Annotated in this window: 13 protein-coding genes; 2 read left to right on the top strand and 11 right to left on the bottom strand. The window is 68.9% G+C overall.

Features of this window, described 5'->3' with window-relative positions; genetic code table 11:
• Window positions 1-25 precede the first annotated feature (25 nt).
• The gene (locus OG897_RS01035; RefSeq protein WP_266656468.1) at window positions 26-643 is read left to right on the top strand and encodes a GNAT family N-acetyltransferase; all 618 of its coding nucleotides are present in this window, start codon (window positions 26-28) and stop codon (window positions 641-643) included.
• Window positions 644-711: 68 nt separating this feature from the next.
• Here the strand turns inward: OG897_RS01035 and trxA are convergent, their stop codons facing one another.
• The 7 genes from trxA to OG897_RS01000 all read right to left on the bottom strand — a co-directional run bounded on the left by trxA (window position 712) and on the right by OG897_RS01000 (window position 10,253).
• Window positions 712-1,044: a thioredoxin gene (gene trxA, locus OG897_RS01030; RefSeq protein WP_266651919.1), complete on the bottom strand. Its 333-nt coding sequence runs from the start codon at window positions 1,042-1,044 to the stop codon at window positions 712-714.
• Between the two features lie 44 nt (window positions 1,045-1,088).
• A complete protein-coding gene (trxB, locus tag OG897_RS01025; RefSeq protein ID WP_266651917.1) occupies window positions 1,089-2,063 on the bottom strand; it encodes a thioredoxin-disulfide reductase in 975 nt (324 codons plus the stop codon).
• Window positions 2,064-2,237: 174 nt separating this feature from the next.
• Complete coding sequence (locus tag OG897_RS01020) at window positions 2,238-3,137, bottom strand: hypothetical protein (RefSeq protein ID WP_266651915.1); 900 nt, start codon at window positions 3,135-3,137, stop codon at window positions 2,238-2,240.
• Window positions 3,134-3,838: an RNA polymerase sigma factor SigM gene (gene sigM / locus OG897_RS01015; RefSeq protein WP_266651913.1), complete on the bottom strand. Its 705-nt coding sequence runs from the start codon at window positions 3,836-3,838 to the stop codon at window positions 3,134-3,136. The genes OG897_RS01020 and sigM overlap by 4 nt, the downstream gene beginning before the upstream one ends.
• Before the next feature lie 30 nt (window positions 3,839-3,868).
• Complete coding sequence (locus OG897_RS01010; protein ID WP_266651911.1) at window positions 3,869-5,605, bottom strand: protein kinase family protein; 1,737 nt, start codon at window positions 5,603-5,605, stop codon at window positions 3,869-3,871.
• A gap of 120 nt (window positions 5,606-5,725) precedes the next feature.
• Window positions 5,726-7,876: a murein biosynthesis integral membrane protein MurJ gene (gene murJ / locus OG897_RS01005; RefSeq protein WP_266651909.1), complete on the bottom strand. Its 2,151-nt coding sequence runs from the start codon at window positions 7,874-7,876 to the stop codon at window positions 5,726-5,728.
• Between the two features lie 52 nt (window positions 7,877-7,928).
• The gene (locus tag OG897_RS01000) at window positions 7,929-10,253 is read right to left on the bottom strand and encodes a DUF6049 family protein (protein ID WP_266651907.1); all 2,325 of its coding nucleotides are present in this window, start codon (window positions 10,251-10,253) and stop codon (window positions 7,929-7,931) included.
• Between the two features lie 181 nt (window positions 10,254-10,434).
• Between OG897_RS01000 and OG897_RS00995 the strand changes: the two genes are divergently transcribed.
• Window positions 10,435-11,877 (top strand): CCA tRNA nucleotidyltransferase, encoded by a 1,443-nt coding sequence (locus tag OG897_RS00995; RefSeq protein ID WP_266651905.1) that lies wholly within the window; start codon window positions 10,435-10,437, stop codon window positions 11,875-11,877.
• Between the two features lie 104 nt (window positions 11,878-11,981).
• Here the strand turns inward: OG897_RS00995 and OG897_RS00990 are convergent, their stop codons facing one another.
• The 4 genes from OG897_RS00990 to OG897_RS00975 form a co-directional block, all read right to left on the bottom strand.
• Window positions 11,982-13,265 (bottom strand): MFS transporter, encoded by a 1,284-nt coding sequence (locus OG897_RS00990; protein WP_266651903.1) that lies wholly within the window; start codon window positions 13,263-13,265, stop codon window positions 11,982-11,984.
• A gap of 86 nt (window positions 13,266-13,351) precedes the next feature.
• Window positions 13,352-14,434 carry an inositol-3-phosphate synthase gene (locus tag OG897_RS00985; RefSeq protein ID WP_266651901.1) on the bottom strand — a complete coding sequence of 361 codons (1,083 nt, stop codon included), beginning with the start codon at window positions 14,432-14,434 and terminating at the stop codon, window positions 13,352-13,354.
• A gap of 50 nt (window positions 14,435-14,484) precedes the next feature.
• Window positions 14,485-15,219, bottom strand: coding sequence for a PadR family transcriptional regulator (locus OG897_RS00980; protein ID WP_266651899.1), 735 nt, complete (start codon window positions 15,217-15,219; stop codon window positions 14,485-14,487).
• A 467-nt stretch (window positions 15,220-15,686) separates the two neighbouring features.
• Window positions 15,687-15,857 (bottom strand): hypothetical protein, encoded by a 171-nt coding sequence (locus OG897_RS00975; protein WP_266651897.1) that lies wholly within the window; start codon window positions 15,855-15,857, stop codon window positions 15,687-15,689.

Here is a 15,857-nt window from a genome sequence, read left to right as displayed (position 1 = left end):
CAGGCGAGGAAAGTGGGGAATGGCCTTGGGGCGTCGGCTCGTACCGCTCACGCTGGACAACCTTGCGGACCTTCCCCAGCGGTGTCGCGGCTGTGTCTTCTGGGAACTCGACCCCGTCCGTGGTGAAGCGGCGATAGGGGCGGGCCGGGCAGAACTGGAGAAGGAGTCCTGGATCTCCGCCGTCCTCCTGGAGTGGGGTTCCTGCGGCCGGGTGGTCTACGTGGACGAGATCCCGGTGGGCTTCGTGATGTACGCACCTCCGGCCTATGTCGCCCGTGCCACGGCATTTCCCACGAGCCCAGTGTCACCGGATGCGGTACAGCTGATGACCTCTCTGATCGTGCCCGGCTATCAGGGGCAGGGGCTCGGCAGAGTGATGGTGCAGACCGTGGCGAAGGATCTGCTGGGGCGCGGCTTCAAGGCGATCGAGGCGTTCGGTGATGCCCGGTGGAAGGAGCCCGGGTGTCTGCTTCCCGCAGATCATCTGCTGGCAGTCGGTTTCAAGACGGTGCGCCCGCACCCCACACATCCTCGGCTCAGGCTGGAGCTGCGTACGGCGCTCTCCTGGAAGGAAGACGTGGAGTTGGCCCTGGACAAGCTGCTGGGCGTCGTGCAGAAGGATCCTGTGCTGAGACCTCTGTAGGGGGAAAACATTGAGGCCCACCCCGACGGGGTGGGCCTCAATGTTTCACGTGAAACATCGGCGGATGATTACTCGCCGATGAACGCGTCCAAGTCGCGGATGATCGCGGCCTTCGGCTTGGCGCCGACGATGGTCTTGGCGACCTCGCCGTTCTGGTAGACGTTCAGCGTCGGGATGGACATGACGCCGTACTTGGCGGCGGTGGCCGGGTTCTCGTCAATGTTGAGCTTGACGACCTCGATCTTGTCGCCGTGCTCGGCAGCGATGGCCACCAGGGACGGGGCGATCTGGCGGCACGGACCGCACCAGTCGGCCCAGAAGTCGACGAGGACGGGCTTGTCGCTCTTGAGGACGATCTCGTCGAAGGAGTCGTCGGTCACGTTCTTCAGGTCGCCGGCCACGGCGGCCTCCTTCACTTCTCAGGGGTGTGGGGTGGGGATGAGGGTCAGGCGGAGACGGTCTTCTCGGGCTCTGCCACCTTCTCGCTGTCGGCGAGAGCAGCAAGGTAGCGCTCTGCGTCGAGCGCCGCGGAGCAGCCCGTACCCGCAGCGGTGATGGCCTGCCGGTAGGTGTGGTCGACCACGTCACCGGCAGCGAAGACACCGGCGAGGTTGGTGCGGGTCGAGGGGGCTTCGACCTTCACATAGCCCTCGTCGTCCAGCTCGACCTGGCCCTTGAAGAGCTCGCTGCGCGGGTCGTGGCCGACGGCGATGAACAGGCCGGTCACGTCGAGCGGGGCGGTCTCGCCGGTCTTGGTGCTGCGCAGCGTGATCCCGGAGAGCTTCTGGTCACCTTCGAGGGACGCGGTCTCGCTGTCCCAGGCGAACTTGATCTTCGGGTCGGCGAAGGCACGCTCCTGCATCGCCTTGGAGGCGCGCAGGGTGTCCCGGCGGTGGACGATGGTGACGGACTTGGCGAAGCGGGAGAGGAAGGTGGCCTCCTCCATCGCGGTGTCGCCGCCGCCGACCACGGCGATGTCGTGGTCCTTGAAGAAGAAGCCGTCGCAGGTGGCGCACCAGGAGACACCGCGTCCGGAGAGGGCGTCCTCCTGGGGCAGTCCGAGCTTGCGGTGCTGCGAGCCGGTGGAGATGATCACGGCCTTGGCGCGGTGCACCGTGCCGGCAGTGTCGGTGACGGTCTTGATGTCGCCGGTGAGGTCGACCGAGACGATGTCGTCGGGGATCAGCTCGGCACCGAAGCGCTCGGCCTGGGCACGCATGTTGTCCATCAGGTCCGGGCCCATGATGCCGTCACGGAAGCCGGGGAAGTTCTCGACCTCGGTGGTGTTCATCAGCGCACCGCCTGCGGTGACGGCACCTTCGAACACCAGCGGCTTCAGCGACGCGCGCGCGGTGTACAGCGCGGCGGTGTAGCCGGCCGGCCCGGAGCCAATGATGATCACATTACGGACGTCGCTCACGGGTTTCTTCCTCGTCTCTGCAGACTGCCTACTGCCAACTGGGGCCCGGTCTGAACCTTTCACCCCACCTAACGGATACTACGGGGCTGGCATTCCCAGGACTGCCGAGTGCTTTCGGGCGTGTGTCAGTGGCAGGGCCGGTCGCTGACCGATGAGGAGGCGGGAACGGGTCTGCTACCGGGGGTAGGCATGCGTCAGTAGCAGTTCGCCCTTGCCGGTGGGCGCCGTCTCCACACAGGTCGCGTCCACGATGTACGCCTGGACCTGGGCGGGGTCGGAGGTGTGCGGGAGCAGGAGGAGGAAGGCTTGCTTCCCGTCGTAGGAACCCCGCTTGCTGGCAAGGGGACTGTCGGTCCGGCCGGTGCCCTGCTGGACGCAGGCCGGGGCGGACACGGACTGCTCCTGGAAAGGAGCGGTCTCCTGGACGTCGAGCGAGGGCGCGTTCTTGTCGCCGCGCAGGTGCCTCGGAGTGTCCAGCAGGCTTTCCACCTGCCCCTGGAGCGGTGCTCCGGCGAACTGTGGAGTCTGCGCCTTGGCAGCGCTGTCCTTGCTCGTGGTTCCGACGGTGCCGGACTGGAAGGACTGCACGAGCAGCGCGCCGAGGCCCAGTGCCGCAGCTCCCAGGACGGCACTCCACACCGCACGGCGGCGCGGACGGCGTGCGGCGGCGGGACGTCCGGGTCCGGAAGACCCACGGGCATGTCCGGCAGGACGGTCGGAGGACGGTCGAACGAGTGGCTGCGATGTTTCACGTGAAACATCGGGTACCGCGTCGAGTGCCGTCGGGAAATCGGTCGCGGATGCCGTCTCCGGTTCCGTGGAGTTCAGCAGGGCCTCGGCGGCGAGAGCGGCGTCGATCCGCCCGGCGATGTCGGCGGGCATCCGCTGCGGCCCCGGAAGGGTTCCGAGCAGCCCGCGAATCTCCTCCAGCGACAGCTGGACGTCGGCGCATACGTCGCAGCCGCCGACGTGACGCCGTACGTCCTGTGTACGGGACGGCGACAGCAACCCCTCCGTGAGGTCGGAGATCTCCGCGACATCCGGGTGCTGAGCCGTTCCGGTCGTGGATGTCACGCGCGCCCACCTCCGCCCTTCACAGCAGCAGGACCGCTCGGTCCTGTGTCCTTCGGTTCCGTTGCCGGTGGGACGGATGTCCCCGGCCTCCGGTTCCTTCCCCCTCCGGGGTCTTCGCTACCCCTGGTACCGGTGCGCAGATGAGTGAGGAGGGGAAGCAGTCTGGCGCGGCCACGCGCACAGCGGCTCTTCACCGTTCCCGTGGGTACGTCGAGAACACGTGCAGCCTCTGCCACCGGGTATCCCTGCATGTCGACGAGAACGAGCGCGGCCCTCTGCTCGGCGGGGAGGGTGCGCAGTGCGGCCAGGAGCTCGCGGTGCAGATCCTGACGTTCGGCGGGGGCCTCGGCGGACTCGTGCGGCTCCAGGAGCTGGTCGAGCCGGTCGGCGTCGTCCACGGGCGAGGTCTTGCGGGACGCGGCCTTGCGGGCCCGGTCCAGACAGGCGTTCACCGTTATTCGGTGCAGCCAGGTGGTGACGGCGGACTGGCCCCGGAAGGTGTGGGCGGCCCGGTAGGCGGAGACCAGGGCGTCCTGTACCGCGTCGGCCGCTTCCTCCCGGTCGCCCAGCGTGCGCAGGGCCACAGCCCAGAGCCGGTCGCGGTGACGCCGTACGAGCTCACCGAAGGCGTCGGGGTCACCTCCGACGTGCTGGGCCAGGAGTTCCTGGTCGTCGGTATCGCGCAGCGTGACGTCGTCCAACGGTGAGCCCCCTCTCCCCTGGCGGCTGAGTCAGCCTGTGAACTTCACATCGGTTATGGCCTGCTTGTACCCCGCGTCGCTGTACTGATCGTGGGGAGCCTGCGGCATCGCCGTGATCCACACAAGCACGTACCGGGTCTTCACGGGAGACTTTGCCCGCAGAGCGGCCGTGGTGCCCTCGGTTTCGGTGGAAGCGAACTTCTTCATCGAGCCGAGAGGCGTCGACGAGGACAGGGAGTCCGTGGCGTACAGAGAGATCGCGGTCTTGCTGCCGCTGTAGTTGAGCTGTATCGACGCGGTGGACACGTCCTTGGCCTCGCCGAGGTCGTAGACGATGCCGACGCCCTGCTTGAACGGTGCGAGCACCGGTCCGCCCTTGAAGGAGTACGAACGCCAGTACGTGGAGCTGTCGCCGTCGTACGTGTTGCCGACGTCCTCGGGGTGCTGCGCCTTGCCGTCCGGGTAGTACTCCTGCGCTCCCTTGACCGCGAGCGGTCCGGCGGGCTTGGGCTTCTCGTTGCCGCCGTTGTTCGTCTGGGGCTCCGACGTGCCCGGGTCGCCCGGATTGTTGCGGTCGAGGAGCGTGTCGGCGAGCTGCCAGCTGCCGAGTCCGAGAGCGGCGATGAGGAGCGAGGCCACCCCCCACTTCAGAACGCGTCCGGTGCGGCTCTGGAGCGGGCGCGGCAGGACCGGCACCTGCTGAGTGGCAGCGGAGGGCGGCGCCTGCTGGCGACCGTAGGAGCCCTGCGGGTACGCAGTGCGCTGGTACTCGGGCCGAGCCGTGAAGGTGGGCTCCGGCGGGCGGACCCGGGGCATCGCCGCGACGGCCTTGGCCAGCTCGTCGGGGGTCGTGCAGGGCGGCTCCTGCCGCGAAGCGGTCGCTCCGTCGTTGGCCAGGGCCCGCATGGCGAGCTCCGACAGCCCCCGGTGGACTCCGGCGCGTACCTGGTCGGGGGCGATCAGCCCGATGCCCTTGGGCAGCCCGGTGAGGCCGTAGGCGTCGCTCTCGTACGGCCAGCGCTGCGTCAGCGACGCGTACAGCAGGGCGCCGATCGCCTCGGTGTCGGTGAGCTGCGGGCGCTCGGAGGTGATGCCGCGCAGGGCGGCGTTCACCGCGAGTCCGCGGATGCGGTACTGGCCGGTGGACGTGCGCAGGACGGCGCTCGGGGTGAGCTGGAGGTGGGCCAGGCCCTCGCGGTGGGCGGCTGCCATGGCCTGGGAGACCTGGCTGACGAGCTGGTACGCGTCGTGCGGCTCCAGCGGGCCGGAGGCGAGGACGGCGGTCAGCTCGGTGGCGTCGGGCAGCCATTCGTGCACGACGTAGACGAGGTCGTTCTCCTCGACGGCGTCCAGGACCTGGACGAAGCGGGGGTCGCCGAGCAGTGCGGAGGAGCGGGCCGCGGCGAGCACGGACCGGGCTCGCGCGTGGTCGGCGGGCAGGAGGTGCACGCCGACGGCGCGCCGCAGCTTCTCGTCGACGGCACGCCAGCTGCTGAAGCCGTCGAGGCGGGTGAGGCACTCCTCCAGGCGGTAGCGTCTGGCCAGCTTGTGGCCGCTGTGCAGTTCGGGCGCGACGATCGCGGACTCGGTGCCCTTCTTCGCGCCGGGCTCGTCCTGCGTGCTCATCTCCGGTGTGTCCTGGCCTTCCGCCACCCCGTCGGCCGTGGCCCCGTCCGCACCAACAGCCGTCGGTCCTTCTCCGCCGGGAGAGGGACCGTCACCGTTGTTGTCGGCCACGTCGACGGCAGCCGTGCTACGTTCCGCCACCGTCGTTCCTGCCTCCCCATTCGTTGCGCGCTGCTGTGCAGCTCTGCCAATTGTGCCCACAGTCCGCCGCTGCGCACGACATGCGGCGGCGGACGACGGTTGTACGAGTGCGTCCGACGATCAGCGGCCGAGGCGCCCGCGGACCATGGCGACCAGGGCGTTCAGTTCCGCGATGCGCATCTTCTTCGCCGCGACGAAGAAGACCCCGAGGAGGACCGCACCGCCGACGACCAGCGCCGCGATCGAACCGAGGACCCCCTGGCCGAGGGCCTGGGAGAGCGCGTACCCCACGAGACCGGCAAGCATGGCTGCGGGAAGGGAAGCGATGGCCAGACGTGCGTACGTACGGAGGACGTTCGCGCCGTCCAGGTCGCCGCCCAGCCGCTTGCGCAGCCGCTGCCAGGCGATGCCGACACCGATGGCGTACGCGAGTCCGTACGAGGCGGCCATGCCGGTCACGGCCCAGCGGTCGGGTAGGACGACGTAGCACAGTGCTGACGCCCCGGCGTTGACGAGGGCGACGATGACCGTGTTGTAGAAGGGCGTCCGGGTGTCCTCGTACGCGTAGAACGCGCGCAGCACGACGTACTGCACGGAGTAGGGGATCAGGCCGAGACCGAAGGCCATCAGCATGTAGCCCATGTTCGTCGCTGCGGTGATGCCCGATGAGCCGAAGATCAGGGTGCAGATCGGCACGCCGAGGGAGAGGAAGGCGAAGGCGATCGGGACGATGGCGACGGCGGTGGTGCGCAGGCCCTGCGAGATGTCGTCGCGGACGGCCCCCGCGTCGTTCTCGTTGGCCGAGCGGGACAGCCTCGGCAGCAGCGCGGCCATCAGGGAGACGGTGATGATGGCCTGCGGGAGGCCCCAGATCAGCTGGGCGTTGGCGTAGGCCGCGAAGCCGATGCCCTTGCCCTCCTTGCCGACGGCGGCGGTGGCGAGCTGGATGACGACGATGGCGCCGGCCTGGTTGGCGAGGACGAACAGGATCGTCCACTTGGCGAGCTTGGCCGCCTTGCCGAGACCCTGGCCCTTCCAGTCGAAGCGCGGCCGGAGCCGGAAGCCGGTCTCCCGCAGGTAGGGGATCATCGCCAGCGCCTGGACGACGAGGCCCAGCAGGACGCCGATGCCCAGGAGCCGTTCGCCCTCCGGCGGGATCGTCGAGACGGTCATGTGCGAGTTCGCCGAGGTGCCGTACACCCAGATGAACATGCCGAGGGTGGCGATGATGACGATGTTGTTGAGGACCGGGGTCCACATCATCGCGCCGAACTTCCCGCGCGTGTTGAGGATCTGGCCCATCACCACGTGGACGCCCATGAAGAAGATCGTGGGCAGGAAGTAGCGCAGCAGGGTCACCGCGACGTCGTTGGCCGCCGGGTCCTGGGAGATCTTCACCGACAGGAAGCGCACCAGCAGCGGTGCGAAGACCATCGCCAGGGCGGTGAGCGCGCCGAGCGCGACGGTGACGAGGGTCAGCAGGCGGTTGGCGTAGGACTCGCCGCCGTCGGGATCGTCCTTCATGGCGCGGACGAGCTGCGGTACGAAGACGGAGTTGAGGCCGCCGCCGACGGTCAGGATGTAGATCATCGTCGGCAGCTGGTACGCGACCTGGAAGGTGTCGCCGAGCAGGCCCGCACCGAGCGCGGCGATGATCAGTGCGGAGCGGATGAAACCGGTGAGGCGGGAGACCATGGTGCCCATGGCCATGACGGCGCTGGACTTCATGAGGCTCGCCGCGCGGCCCGCCGGCTTCTTCGGGGCGGCTGCGGGGGCCGCCTGCGGTTCCGGGGCCGTGGGAGCGGGGATTCCAGGGGTCCGCTGGTCGCGGTAGAGGTGCGCGAAGGCGTCCTTCTCCGGCTGCTCCTCCTGGCTGGCCCGGGTCACCAGGTCGTCGACGCCGGTGAACTGCACGGTGCGGGCGTCGTCCCCGTACGGCAGGTGGCGGGACGGTCCGTCCGGCTCGGGTGCCGGGGTCTGCGCCCACACCCGGGGATCCGGGGCGTACGGGGGCGCCGCGGGCTGCTGGTAGAGCGGTGGAGTGTCCGGGTAGGTGCCGGGCGGCGGAGGGGGGTGCGAGGCGCGGTCGTAGAGCGCCTCGGTCACCGGGTCCTGCGCGGAGACGTCCTGCGACCGGTACGGGTCGTGGTCGTATGCGGAGCGGAGGTACGGGTCGTCCTGGGCGGGCGGCGCGGGGTGCTGCGGCGGGGCGTGGCCCGCCGCATCGCCGCCCGCGCGCTGGCCGCGGTCACCGTCGTACGGCGCGTTCATTGCAACCCCACCTCATCGTCCCCGGCCGACGGCCACGACATCACGACATCGCTCAACGGTCCACTTTCTCACCCGGGCCCGATGGCTCCCCGCTTTCCGGACCGGTGTCCGGGGTCGGGTCACTCGGCTGCTCGGAGTCCTCGTCGTCCGGTGTGCCGCCATCGGGTGTCCCGTCGTCCGGGTCCTCGCCGCGGGCGGCCGCGCGCTTGCGCTGCGAGTACATCTTGATTCCGGCGAGCACCAGCAGCAGCACGCCGCCGGCGATCACCAGCATGATCGTCGGGGTGACCTCGTTGATCCTCACCGTGAAGTGCATCGGGGGCCCGTACGGGGTGTTGTCCTCGGTGAAGAGCTGAGCGGTCACCAGGACCTTGCCGTTGGCGTTGGCGGTCGTGGGGATCTTCACGGACTGGCTGTGCCCGCCCCGGATCTTGATCGGCACGTTGGTGTCCGCCGCGCCTTCGCCCTCGCCGAGCTTGAGGCGGGTCGGCATGGTCGAGTGGAGGCGCAGCACCAGGTGGTGGACGTCCTGCACGAGCTTGTTCTGCACCGTCACCGGGATCGTCGCGCTGCGCCCCGAAAGGGTCGCCGTGGACTTTTCGATCAGGTTGACCTCGTCGGTGAGGTTGACCAGATAGCCCTGGACTTCTTCCCGGTAGGTGCCTGCCGCGGTTTCCTTGCCGCGCCAGGAGGTCGACATCTCGCGGTTTATGGCGTTACCGAAGGGAGCGACGACCCGCTCCGGGCGCGTGAGGACGACCTTGAACTGGTCCAGTGTGTGCTGGGTCGCCTTGATGGTCTCGAAGGCGGAGGTGGGGAGTTCCTGGTCGCGGAGCTTGTCCGGGTAGGCCGACCCGCCGGGCACCTGCGTCGTGGCCCTGGGGTCCGGCTTGGCCTTGGCCGCGGCCTCCAGGTCGATGGGCTGGGTCCAGCGTCCCGCTGCCAGGGCGCGCAGGGCAGTGGCCATCGACTGGACCTGGGTGACGCTGGGCATCCGCTGGGGAGCGACGACGATGCTGCGTTGCTTGTCCTCGTCCTGGAGCGTGAGCGCCAGCGTGTGGGCGAGGAACTGCTGGACGGCGAGCGTCGAGTTCTCCGCCTTGGACATGTCGCCCTGGAAGGCGGTGGAGAGCCGGGCGTCGGCGACCACGGCGGTGCGACCCGCGCCGATCGGCCGGGCGGCGGTCGGTGTGTAGGGAAGGCCGCCGATCTCGGCGAGGCTGTCGCTGCGGGCGATCACGTTGTGGGCGCCCGCGGAGGTGGCGGCGTTCACGATCGCCGGGTCGATGGCACCGTTCACCGGCCAGGCGAAGTCGGTGGAGGGCTTCACGTGGAGAATCGACTCCACGGTGCCCGGAGCGGCCTCCGTGGCCCGCTGGAGCTGGTTGAGGGAGCCGGGGACCTTCTTGCCGCGGTGGGCGAGGGAAGCCAGATCGGGGTCGGCGAAGGGCAGCGAGACGACCTTCTGGTCCTTCACCGCCTTCTCCACCGAGTTCAGCCAGTTCTTGGCGACGGCCTGGTTCTTGCCGGGGACCTTGGTGCCGGTCGCCCTGTCCTTGACCGTGTAGCCCTTCACCATCGCTTCCACGGTGGCGAGCAGGTCGGGGTCGACCACCCACGTCACGGGCAGTTCGTCGCCGAGCGAGACGAGCTGCTCCAGCCGCCCGCCCGGGGCGAGCTCCTTGGCGAGGTCGTCGTTCTCGAAGACCGGTGTCTGCTGTTCGTCGGAGCCTGTCTCGGCGGACAGCCGGGTCGTGGAGATCAGCGGCCACAGGTAGGTGAGCTGCGTCTTCTTCTTCACCGGGCTGCTCTGCCAGGGGAGGAAGGTGCGCTCGACGCCCAGTACCTGCTCGATGCCGCTCGCCTTGGTCTTCCCGGAGAGCGTCACCCCGAGCTGGTACACGCCGGGGTCGTCGAGGTCCAGCTTGTCGACGGGGACGGCCAGGCTGAAGTCCGTACTGATCCCGGGGAGCAGCTGGGGGATCTTGACGACGTACGTCTTCAGCTGCTCCAGCTCGGTGCCCTCGAAGTACCCGGTGCGTTCCGCCGCGGTGTCGAGCTGCGTGCGGCCGGTGAGCCTGGCGCCGACACGCAGGCCGACGCGGGCCTCGGTGACGGGGGTCCGGCCCTTGTTGGTGACGGTGCCGGAGAGCGTGAGGGTGTCGCCCTTCGCCGGGGCTCCGGGCGTCAACGAGTTCAGGGCCACATCCACCGTGCGTGGCCCTGAGGCGTCCTCGGCGGCGTACGCGGCCGGAGCGGGCGGCAGTTGTGTCATCCCCGCCAGCAGAGGTACGCCGAGCAGCAGTGATGCCGCGCGCAGGGCCCATCGGCGGGCAGGAGAAGGATTCATCCCCTGAATGTCTGCCGCCTCGGCCACGCGCTCGCCCGTCCCTTGTCGTTGGCTGCCGTTGATGGTTGCCCGGTTGCTGCGTCCACGCATGGTAACGATGCGCGCAGCACCGAAGTGCCGCGGACTGCGCCACGTGATCGCAAGAGTCTCTCAGGGCCCGGAAAAACGATGACACTCCGCCCGGCGGGGCCACGTACCCTTTTCTGTTGTGCCGAACGCCAACGAAGACCACCCCAACGCCCTGAGCCAGGTGCAGCGCCGCGCAGTCAGCGAACTGCTGCGGGTCTCACCCGTCGCCGACGACCTCGCCCGCCGTTTCCAGGAGGCGGGCTTCCGTCTCGCCCTGGTCGGGGGTTCGGTCCGGGACGCGCTCCTGGGCCGGCTCGGCAACGACCTGGACTTCACCACCGATGCCCGCCCCGAGGACGTACTGAAGATCGTCCGGCCGTGGGCGGACGCCGTGTGGGAGGTGGGGATCGCCTTCGGGACCGTCGGGTCGCAGAAGGACGGGTATTTGATCGAGGTCACCACGTACCGCTCCGAGGCGTACGACAGGACCTCGCGCAAGCCCGAGGTGTCCTACGGCGACTCCATTGAGGAGGATCTCGTCCGCCGCGACTTCACGGTGAACGCGATGGCCGTCGCGCTGCCGGAGAAGGAGTTCATCGACCCTCACGGCGGTCTGGAGGACCTGTCGGCCAAGGTGCTGCGCACCCCGGGTACCCCGGAGGACTCCTTCTCTGACGACCCGCTGCGGATGCTGCGCGCCGCCCGGTTCGCCGCACAGCTCGACTTCGAGGTCGCCCCCGAGGTCGTCGCGGCGATGACCGCCATGTCCGAGCGTATCGAGATCGTCTCCGCCGAGCGGGTGCGTGACGAGCTCAACAAGCTGCTGCTCTCCGCGCACCCGGCCAAGGGTCTCTCGCTGCTGGTCGACACCGGGCTCGCCGCGCACGTGCTGCCCGAGCTTCCCGCGCTGCGGCTGGAAAGTGACGAGCACCACCGGCACAAGGACGTCTACGAGCACTCCCTGATCGTTCTCCAGCAGGCCATCGACCTGGAGGAGAACGGCCCGGACCTGGTGCTGCGACTGGCCGCGCTGCTGCATGACATCGGCAAGCCGCGCACCCGCCGCTTCGAGAAGGACGGACGGGTCTCCTTCCACCACCACGAGGTGGTCGGCGCGAAGATGACCAAGAAGCGCATGACGGCGCTGAAGTACTCCAACGACATGATCAAGGACGTGTCGAAGCTGGTGGAGCTGCATCTGCGCTTCCACGGCTACGGCACAGGCGAGTGGACCGACTCGGCCGTCCGCCGTTACGTCCGGGACGCAGGCCCCCTCGTGGACCGGCTGCACAAGCTGACCCGCTCGGACTGCACCACCCGCAACAAGCGGAAGGCCGCGGCGCTCTCCCGGGCGTATGACGGGCTGGAGGAGCGCATTGCGGAGCTCCAGGAGCAGGAGGAGCTGGACTCGATCCGGCCCGACCTGGACGGCAATCAGATCATGGAGATCCTGGGCATCAGCCCCGGTCCCGCGATTGGTCAGGCTTACAAGTTCCTGCTCGAACTGCGGCTGGAGAACGGGCCGATGGCACACGAGGAGGCGGTTGCCGCCCTCAAGGAGTGGTGGGCCCAGCAGGTCTGAGCGGCTGTTGGCCGGGCCGATGTTTCACGTGAAACATCGGCCCGGCCCCGCACGGTGCGGGTGATGTTTCACGTGAAACAGCGAGCGATGTTTCACGTGAAACATCACCCGCTTTCCTTCTGCCGGTTCCAGCGGAACAGTGCCGCCGCCACCCCCGCGTACAGCACCGCGACGCCGAGGACCAGGGCCGTCGAGCGCCCGTCCACCGGCAGGATCAGGGCTGCCGTCGCGGCGGCGCCGACGAAGGCGACGTTGAAGAGCACGTCGTAGAGCGAGAAGACCCGGCCGCGATAGGCGTCGTCCACCGAGGACTGCACGACCGTGTCGGTTGCGATCTTCGGCCCCTGGGTGGTGAGACCCAGGACGAATGCGCCGATCAGCACGGGTACGGGCGTGAACGGCAGCCACAATGCCGGTACGAGGACGGCGGCCGACGCGGTGCACACGGCCATCCAGCCGTACGGACCCCACTGCTTCGCCGCCCAGGGGGTGAGTACGGCGGCCGTGAAGAAGCCCGCCCCGGAGAGGCCCGCGGCCAGGCCGAGCAGGGCCAGGCCGTCCGCACCGCCGGCGCGCGGGGGCCCCTCGGTCCAGGCGTACCGGCACAGCATCAGGACCGTTACGGTCAGCGCGCCGAAGCAGAAGCGCAACACGGTCATCGAGGCCAGGGCGCGGGCGGCGGACCGTTGCGCGGCCAGGTGCCGCAGGCCGTCGCGCAGCCCGTACGCGGTGGAGGCGAGCGCGGCGCCCAGCCGGGGCTGTCGGAGTTCGGGTTCCGGCCCGAGCAGTTCCCGGCTCATGCGCAGCGAGGCCAGCGCAGAACAGAGGTAGAGCAGCGCGCCGAGCAGGACGACCACGGCGTCGGATTCTGAGCCCAGCAGCCGTACGCCGAAGGCGAGTCCGCCGCCGAGAGTGGCGGCGAGGGTCCCCGCGGTCGGCGAGAGCGAGTTGGCGATGACCAGACGGTCGGCGTCGACGACGCGGGGCAGGGCGGCCGAGAGCCCGGACAGGACGAAGCGGTTGACGGCCGTGACCGACAGGGCGGAGGCGTAGAAGATCCAGTCCGGTGCCGACCCGATGATCAGCAGGGCGGTGCAGGCGGCGAGCACGGCGCGCAGCACATTGCCGTACAGGAAGACCTGACGGCGGCTCCAGCGGTCGAGGAGGACGCCCGCGAAGGGGCCGACGACCGAGTAGGGCAGGAGCAGCACCGCCATGGCGGAGGCGATGGCGGCGGGCGAGGTCTGTTTCTCCGGGGAGAAGACGACGTACGCGGCGAGGGCGACCTGGTAGACGCCGTCTGCGGACTGGGAGAGCAGCCGCACGCTCAGCAGGCGCCGGAAGTCGGGCAGGCACAGCAGCACCCGCAGATCACGTACGACGGACATGCGAGCAAGAGTCACACACGGCGGGACGAGGAGGGGCCCCGGGCAAGTTGTTGCCCGGGGCCCCTCCTCGTCGACGGTGGCGGCGCTTAGCGCTCGACCTCGCCCTTGATGAACTTCTCGACGTTGGCGTATGCCTCGTCGTCGAAGTACTGCACCGGCGGGGACTTCATGAAGTACGAGGAAGCGGAGAGGATCGGGCCGCCGATGCCGCGGTCCTTCGCGATCTTCGCCGCGCGCACCGCGTCGATGATGACGCCCGCGGAGTTCGGGGAGTCCCACACTTCGAGCTTGTACTCAAGGTTCAGCGGGACGTCACCGAAGGCACGGCCCTCAAGGCGGACGTACGCCCACTTGCGGTCGTCCAGCCAGGCCACGTAGTCGGAGGGGCCGATGTGGACGTTGTTCTCGCCGAGCTCGCGGTCGCGGATCTGCGAGGTGACGGCCTGCGTCTTGGAGACCTTCTTGGACTCCAGGCGGTCGCGCTCCAGCATGTTCTTGAAGTCCATGTTGCCGCCGACGTTCAGCTGCATGGTGCGCTCCAGGCGCACACCGCGGTCTTCGAACAGCTTGGCCATGACGCGGTGCGTGATGGTGGCGCCGACCTGCGACTTGATGTCGTCGCCGACGATCGGGACGCCCGCCTCGGTGAACTTGTCCGCCCACTCCTTGGTACCGGCGATGAAGACCGGGAGGGCGTTGACGAAGGCGACCTTGGCGTCGATGGCGCACTGGGCGTAGAACTTCGCCGCGTCCTCGGAGCCGACCGGGAGGTAGCAGACCAGGACGTCGACCTGGGCGTCCTTCAGAGCCTGGACGACGTCGACCGGCTTCTCCGCGGACTCCTCGATGGTCAGGCGGTAGTACTTGCCCAGGCCGTCGAGGGTGTGGCCGCGCTGGACGGTGACGCCGGTGGGCGGCACGTCGCAGATCTTGATGGTGTTGTTCTCGCTGGCGCCGATGGCGTCCGCGAGGTCCAGTCCGACCTTCTTGGCGTCGACGTCGAAGGCGGCCACGAACTCCACGTCCTTGACGTGGTAGTCGCCGAACTGGACGTGCATCAGACCGGGCACGCGAGCGTCCGGGTCAGCGTCCTTGTAGTACTCGACGCCCTGGACCAGCGACGCAGAGCAGTTGCCCACGCCGACGATGGCTACGCGAACGGAACCCATTGACGGTTGCTCCCTGTGTGTTCTGTACGAGACCTGCGGAGTGCAGGACCTCAGTTGGCGGTGTCGTCGGGCGTATCCGGCGGGGTGGTACCCCTGTGCCGGGGCAGGCCGCCCTTGTCACCTGATGTGCGGTCGTCGGCCGAGCAGTCGTCACTGACCATTCGTCCGTCGTCGACCGTGCGGTCAACGCCGGCTGTGCCGACGTCCTCGGACCGGAGTTGGTCCCGGCCCACGCGCTCGCTCTCGATGAGCTCGTTCAGCCAGCGCACCTCGCGCTCCACGGACTCCATTCCGTGCCGCTGGAGTTCGAGGGTGTAGTCGTCCAGGCGCTCCCGGGTGCGGGCCAGCGAGGCCCGCATCTTCTCCAGGCGCTCCTCAAGACGGCTGCGGCGCCCTTCGAGGACGCGCATCCGCACCTCACGCTCCGTCTGCCCGAAGAAGGCGAAGCGAGCTGCGAAGTGCTCGTCCTCCCAGGAGTCGGGGCCGGTGTGGGAGAGCAGCTCCTCGAAGTGCTCCTTGCCCTCCGCCGTAAGCCGGTAGACGATCTTGGCCCGTCGTCCGGCGAGCGTGGCGGCGAGCGCGTCCTCGGGGGCGCTGCCCGGCTCCTCGATCAACCAGCCGTGCGCGACCAGCGACTTGAGGCACGGGTAGAGCGTGCCGTAGCTGAAGGCACGGAAGACGCCCAGCGAGGTGTTGAGCCTCTTGCGCAGTTCGTACCCGTGCATCGGGGACTCGCGGAGCAGACCGAGTACGGCGAATTCGAGGATGCCGGAGCGTCTGCTCACCCTTCGCCTCCCTGTCGCTGCCGTGAAGTCCCAGCCGCTGTCCTGCACTTATGCCGAACTTATGCCGGGCCGATGTATCGAGTCGATACATCCAGACGATAGAACGGCCGTCCGCTTGCGACAAGGCCAGTCATGGTGAACGGCGTCACATCATCAATTCGTGGGAAGCAACTTGCCTGATTTGGGGTGAACATCGGCACTGAGGCGGTTTTGAGCGTGCGTAGTCTGTGCGGCATGCAAAACACCGGGAGCCGCGTGACGCAAGGGGGCGTCGTGTTTCCGGGAGGAGCAAGAACGAGCCTGTGGGAAGGCTCGTTCGCATTTCGGGGGGGACCGGAACTCAGCTGCCGCTTCCAGGCGAACTCGCCTGCCCGAGGAGTAGTCGTTCGATGAGCGAGCACCGTCGCAAGCCTCCGCAGCCGCAAGGTGGCGGTCGTGCCGCGGCCAGGAAAGCCGCCCAGCAACCTTCAGGCCGCCGCGCGGCCCCGCCGTCCCGTGGCTCTGCCGTCGGGTCGCCGTCTGGTGCGTACGGGCAGGAACCGCAGTACGGAGGAAGGGCCGAAGCCCGCAGGGCCGCCCAGCGGGGCGGAGGCGGCGGCGGTGGCCGCCGTGGAGGTGGAGGCGGCCGGGGCGACCAC

Origin of the sequence: Streptomyces sp. NBC_00237, assembly GCF_026342435.1 — a bacterium.
Taxonomy (GTDB): Bacteria; Actinomycetota; Actinomycetes; order Streptomycetales; family Streptomycetaceae; genus Streptomyces.
The sequence above is the reverse complement of the archived record's forward strand: the minus strand, read 5'-3'. Positions and strand labels throughout refer to the sequence as shown.

What these genes read in the sequence shown, in the direction of transcription:
- murJ (WP_266651909.1), bottom strand. Translation starts at nt 7,876, where the DNA reads ATGAACGCGCCGTACGACGGTGACCGCGGCCAGCGCGCGGGCGGCGAT.
- OG897_RS00990 (WP_266651903.1), bottom strand. Translation starts at nt 13,265, where the DNA reads ATGTCCGTCGTACGTGATCTGCGGGTGCTGCTGTGCCTGCCCGACTTC.
- OG897_RS00985 (WP_266651901.1), bottom strand. Translation starts at nt 14,434, where the DNA reads ATGGGTTCCGTTCGCGTAGCCATCGTCGGCGTGGGCAACTGCTCTGCG.